The sequence below is a fragment of the Kitasatospora sp. NPDC056446 genome, from assembly GCF_042796115.1.
GTDB lineage: Bacteria > Actinomycetota > Actinomycetes > Streptomycetales > Streptomycetaceae > Kitasatospora.
This window is the reverse complement of the sequence record NZ_JBHTRF010000155.1, coordinates 1-4946: the sequence shown is the minus strand read 5'-3', so window position 1 is coordinate 4946 and position 4946 is coordinate 1. Positions and strand designations below refer to the sequence as shown.

General features: G+C 72.2%; 3 protein-coding genes and 1 tRNA gene. 2 read left to right on the top strand and 2 right to left on the bottom strand.

Annotation, left to right across the window (positions count from 1 at the left end; all coding sequences use genetic code 11):
- Nucleotides 1–196 precede the first annotated feature (196 nt).
- Together pgi and ACFQ6N_RS39970 are read right to left on the bottom strand one after the other, a co-directional pair.
- Nucleotides 197–1858, bottom strand: a complete 1662-nt coding sequence (pgi, locus tag ACFQ6N_RS39975) for a glucose-6-phosphate isomerase (protein ID WP_380659083.1) — start codon at nt 1856–1858, stop codon at nt 197–199.
- A gap of 222 nt (nt 1859–2080) precedes the next feature.
- On the bottom strand, nt 2081–3664 hold the full coding sequence (locus ACFQ6N_RS39970; protein WP_380659082.1) for a Na+/H+ antiporter: 1584 nt from the start codon (nt 3662–3664) through the stop codon (nt 2081–2083).
- A gap of 172 nt (nt 3665–3836) precedes the next feature.
- On the opposite strand from ACFQ6N_RS39970, the gene ACFQ6N_RS39965 reads away from it, so the two are divergent.
- Complete coding sequence (locus tag ACFQ6N_RS39965; protein WP_380659081.1) at nt 3837–4745, top strand: NADP-dependent oxidoreductase; 909 nt, start codon at nt 3837–3839, stop codon at nt 4743–4745.
- A 114-nt stretch (nt 4746–4859) separates the two neighbouring features.
- Nucleotides 4860–4933, top strand: a tRNA-Lys gene (locus ACFQ6N_RS39960).
- The last annotated feature ends 13 nt before the right edge of the window (nt 4934–4946 follow it).

Below are 4946 nucleotides of genomic sequence, written 5' to 3'. Positions count from 1 at the left end.
CTCTTAATCAGCGGGTCCGGGGTTCGAGTCCCTGGCGGCGCACAGACAGCCGGAAGGCCCCTTGCGAAAGCGAGGGGCCTTCCGGCGTTTCCGGCCGCGGTCCGTCCGCTTGGGAGGCGGACGAGGAGGCGGCCCAGGAGGCGGCCCAGGAGGCGGACCGGGCCGTCCGCCGCTGCGGACGACCCGGTAGCGCGCCTCAGCGGCCGCGCAGCGCCCGGTAGCGGGCGACCAGCTCGGCGGTGGAGCTGTCCAGCTGCTCGGCGCCCTCACCGGTGAGCAGCACCGGCTCGATCCGCTTGGCGAGCACCTTGCCCAGTTCGACGCCCCACTGGTCGAAGGAGTCGATGTTCCAGATCGCGCCCTGGACGAACACCTTGTGCTCGTAGAGCGCGACCAGCTGCCCGAGCACCGACGGGGTCAGCGCACCGGCCAGGATGGTGGTGGTCGGGTGGTTGCCCCGGAAGGTCTTGTGCGGGACGAGTTCGGCCGGCACGCCCTCGGCCGCGACCTCCTCCGGGGTCTTGCCGAAGGCCAGCGCCTGGGTCTGGGCGAAGAAGTTGGCCAGCAGCAGGTCGTGCTGGGCGACCAGGCCCGGGAGCAGGTCGGCGACGGGCTCGGCGAAGCCGATGAAGTCGGCCGGGATCACCTTGGTGCCCTGGTGCAGCAGCTGGTAGTAGGCGTGCTGGCCGTTGGTGCCGGGGGTGCCCCAGACCACCGGGCCGGTCTGCCAGTCCACCGGGGTGCCGTCGCGGGTGACCGACTTGCCGTTGGACTCCATGTCCAGCTGCTGCAGGTAGGCGGTGAACTTGGACAGGTAGTGCGAGTACGGCAGCACGGCGTGCGCCTGGGCGTCGAAGAACGCGCCGTACCAGACCCCGAGCAGGCCGAGCAGCAGCGGGACGTTCCGCTCCGGCGGGGCGGTGCGGAAGTGCTCGTCGACCAGGTGGAAGCCGTCCAACATCTCGCGGAAGGCGTCCGGGCCGATGGCGATCATCAGCGAGAGGCCGATCGCCGAGTCGTAGGAGTAGCGGCCGCCGACCCAGTCCCAGAACTCGAACATGTTGGCGGTGTCGATGCCGAAGTCCCGCACGCCCTGGGCGTTGGTGGACAGGGCGACGAAGTGCTTGGCCACCGCCTCGGTGCTGGCGCCCAGGCCGCCGAGCAGCCAGTCGCGGGCGGAGACCGCGTTGGTGATGGTCTCGATGGTGGTGAAGGTCTTCGAGGCGACGATGAACAGCGTCTCGGCCGGGTCGAGGTCGCGGACCGCCTCGTGCAGGTCGGCGCCGTCCACGTTGGAGACGAAGCGGACGTCGAGGTCGCGCTCGGTGAAGGAGCGGAGCACCTCGTAGGCCATCGCGGGGCCGAGGTCGGAGCCGCCGATGCCGATGTTGACGACGGCGCGGATCGACTTGCCGGTGTGGCCCTTCCACTCGCCGCTGCGGACCCGGTCGGCGAAGGCGGCCATCCGGTCGAGGACGGCGTGCACGGCCGGCACCACGTTCTCGCCGTCGACCTCGATCACGGCGTCGCGCGGGGCGCGCAGCGCGGTGTGCAGGACGGCGCGGTGCTCGGTGTTGTTGATCTTCTCGCCGCGGAACATCGCGTCCCGCAGCTCGGCGACACCGGTGGCGGCGGCGAGTTCGCGCAGCAGTTCCAGCGTCTCGTCGGTGACCAGGTGCTTGGCGTAGTCCACGTGCAGGTCGCCGACCCCCAGGGTGAGGCGGCGGCCGCGCTCCGGGTCGGCGGCGAACAGCTCGCGCAGGTGGGTGTCGCCCAGCTCGGCGCGGTGCTTGGCCAGGGCGGCCCACTGCGGGGTGCGGTCCAGCGGGGTGCGGGCGTCGGCGCGGGTCTCCGACATCGGTGGTTCCTCGATTCATCTGGGTGCAGAAACCGGCAGGGCCAGGCAGGGGCCCGGCGGTGGGCCGGGCGGCGAGGGTCTGTGCGAGGTCGTGCGGGTACGGGTGGTGCGCCGACTCCGTTGACGGCCTGTCCGGGTTCAGCCTATGCAACCGCGGGGGCGGTCGCGCACATTCCGCCCGGCGGGTGCCGCCGTCCCGTCACCCGTGTCCGGGACGGCCCGTCACTTCCGTTCCGAGCGCAGGTCGAGCCCCCGCAGCACCTCGTCGACCAGCTCCGGATCGGCGCCGAGCTCACTGCGGGCGGCGAGCATCTCGCGGCGGGAGGCGGCGATCATCTCCTGCTCGACCTCCCGGGCGGCCCGCCACTGGGACAGCCGCAGCTTGGCCTCGGCGGCCTCCTCCTCGGCGTAGTTCTCCGGGCAGAGCCGGGCCAGCCGGTCGTGCTGACGGTCCCGCAGGCGGTCGGCGACCTCGGCGGGCAGCCGGTCCTGCTCCTCCAGTTCGCCGAGCCGTTTGAGCCCGGCCTTGGCGGCCCGCCACCAGAGCCGCCGGACGGCCTGCTCGTGCTTGTCCTGGTCGATGTCCAGCTCGAACCGCTTGGCCAGCCAGGGCAGGGTCAGGCCCTGCACCAGCAGGGTGAAGAGCACCACGCTGAAGGCGATGAAGACGAGTCGGCCGCGTTCGGGGAAGTCCTCGCCGGAGTGCAGGGTGAGCGGGATGGCGAGCGCCAGCGCGACGGTGGCCACGCCGCGCATGCCGGACCACCAGAGGATCACGCTCTCCTTCCAGCTGAAGGGCGTGTCCTCGTCGTCGCCGGCCCGCAGCTTCTTCGACAGCCAGCCGGCCGGCAGCAGCCAGAGCAGCCGGACCACCACGACGACGGCGATGACCACGGCGGCGTCGCCGATGAAGCCGGTCCAGCCGCTCCCGGCCTCCTTGAGCACAGTGGCCAGCTCCAGGCCGATCAGGCCGAAGGCGACGCCGGTGATCAGGATCTCGACCACCTCCCAGAAGGCGTTGCCGACCAGCCGGTAGGAGACGGCGTCGGCGTCGGAGGCCCGCTCGGCGAGGTAGAGCGCGCAGACCACGACGGCGAGCACGCCGGAGCCGTGGATCTCCTCGGCGATGGTGTAGGCGGCGAAGGGCACCAGCAGGTTGAGCGCGACCTGCTGGGTCGGGTCGTCCAGGCGCTCGGCGAGCTTGGTGTTGACCCAGCCGAGCACGACGCCGACGACCACGGCCAGTACGGCGGACAGGACGAAGCGCAGCACCGCGTGGCCGATCGAGAAGTCGCCGCTGACCACGGCGTCGATGGCCAGCGAGTAGATGACGATCGCGGTGACGTCGTTGAACAGCCCCTCGCTCTCCAGGATCGCCACCAGGCGGCGGGGCAGGCCGACGCTGCCGGCCACCGCTACGGCGGCGACCGGGTCGGGCGGGGAGACCAGCGCGCCGACCGCGATCGCGGCGGCGAGCGGCAGGGCGGGCAGCAGCCAGTGCACCGTGCTGGCCACCGCGACGGTGGTGACCACCACCAGGGCGACGGCCAGCAGCAGGATCGAGCGGACGTTGGCCTTGAAGTAGCGCACCGAGGAGCGCCGGGCGACCGCGAAGATCAGCGGTGGCAGGACCAGCGGGAGGATCAGCTCGGGTTCGATGCTGACGTCCGGGATCTGCGGGACGAGTGCCATGACGATGCCGAGCAGGGTCATCAGGACCGGTTGCGGCACGCCGGTCTTGCGCCCTAGCGGCATGGTGACCACGGAGGCGAGCAGCACCAGGAAGAACAGGGGCAGCTGGCCCACGGGGGGTTCCTCTCGACGACGGACGGCTGAGCGCCGCCCAGGATAAATCTGACAATGCGCCCATCAGTGAAGACACGCCGAACAAGGGGTTGACCTCAAGCGCACTTCAGGCCGGAGGATCGGGGCAGTCGAACATTCGAGCAGTCGAGCGGTCGAGAGGGCGGGAGCAGACATGAAGGCGGTCACCGTGACGGGGTCCGGCGGTCCCGAGGTCCTGCGGGTCACCGAGGTGCCCGACCCGGAGCCCGGCCCGGGCGAGGTGCGGGTGCGGGTGTACGCGGCCGGGGTGCAGCCGGTGGACCTCGCGATCCGGGAGGGGTTCCGGCCGCCGGGGCTGACGGTCGAGCCGCCGTTCGTCCTCGGCAACGAGTTCGCCGGGGTGGTCGACCGGCTCGGACCGGACAGCGGGGACCGGGCGGTCGGCGACGAGGTACTGGGCTTCCGGGCACTGAACAGCCAGGCCGAGCTGGTCACCGTGGACACCGCCCAGCTGGTGGCCAAGCCCGCCGGAATGCCCTGGGAGCACGCCGGCGCGCTCTCCGCCTCCGGCCAGACCGCGCACTCGGCGCTCACCCTGCTCGGGGTCGGCCCCGGCGACACCGTCCTGGTGCACGGCGCCTCCGGCGGGGTCGGCACGGTCGCCGTCCAGCTGGCCCGGGCCTGGGGCGCCACCGTCATCGGCACGGCGAGCGAGCGCAACCACGACTACCTGCGCGAACTCGGCGTGATCCCGGTGGCGTACGGGGACGGCCTGGTCGAACGGGTCCGGGCGGTGGCGCCGCAGGGGGTGACCGTCGCGTTCGACGCCGCCGGGCGGGGCGCGCTGGAGGCCTCGGTCGAGCTGGTCGCCGACCGGGACCGGATCGGCACCGTGGTCGACTACCCGGGCGCCGAGCGCCTGGGCGTCCGGGGGCTGCGGGCGCCGCGCACGGCCGAACGGCTGGCCGAGCTGGTCCGGCTGTGGGAGACGGGCGCGCTGCGGCTGGAGATCGCCGAGGTGCTGCCCGTGGAGAAGGCCGCCGAAGCCCACCGGCTGGTCGGCACCGGGCACGTCCGGGGCAAGGTGGTGCTGGTCATGTGAGCCCCGGGGGAGCCCGCTCCGGGCTCCCCCGGGCTCTCCCGGCCCCTCGCCGGCGCCTTCCTGGCCGATTGTGTGTTTCGGCCGCTGACCAGGTAATGTTCTCCACGTCAGCAGGCGCCGCTAGCTCAGTTGGTTAGAGCAGCTGACTCTTAATCAGCGGGTCCGGGGTTCGAGTCCCTGGCGGCGCACAGACAGCCGGAA